Consider the following 613-nt stretch of genomic DNA (forward strand, 5'->3'; position numbering starts at 1 on the left):
ATGTCTCGACACCCGATACTGGTAGCGTGCAGGCCGCTGGTGGGAGTGTCCACGACGCAGCACTCCTTCAGATCGAAGAAGAGCTCACCGCACTCGGTTTCACCGTCTCGATCCTCGCACAGGATGGCAGCGAGAAACCTGACGCGAGGGCGAGCCACCCCGACGTTGACGACCGATTCGCCATCGAAGTCGAAACGACGACACCCGAGAATCCCGCGAAAGTGCTCACGAATCTCCGGAAGGCCCAAGCAGCAGGGGATATCCCGCTGTTTGTCGTTCGACCAGGAAACGACGAAACTGAGTGGGCCGAGCGTGTTGACGGCATTCTCACACCTCCCGTCCGTACCCTCCAGAATGGTGAGACACGGTTCTACACGACTGACTCGAATCTCACGTTCAACGGTGGAGCGACCGAAGAAGGTGGAGTGACGGCCGTGCGACCGGCGACCGACGACGAGAACGGGACCCAGAACATCTGGCAGCGTGATGGCGACGAGATCGTCCTTCGTGATACCAGCGGGACGGAACACATCCGCCTCCCGTCGCTTGGAACACTCTCGAAAGATCGTGTGCCAGCCATCTACAGCTACGACCACGCTGCCGACGAGTACGT

At 60.0% G+C, this 613-nt stretch carries 1 pseudogene; it reads left to right on the forward strand.

From position 1 onward, the window contains the following. Nucleotides 1–613, forward strand: a pseudogene (locus tag FJT57_RS16240) (conjugal transfer protein); the annotation flags it as partial.

Source organism: Halobellus captivus, assembly GCF_007655485.1.
GTDB lineage: Archaea > Halobacteriota > Halobacteria > Halobacteriales > Haloferacaceae > Haloquadratum > Haloquadratum captivum.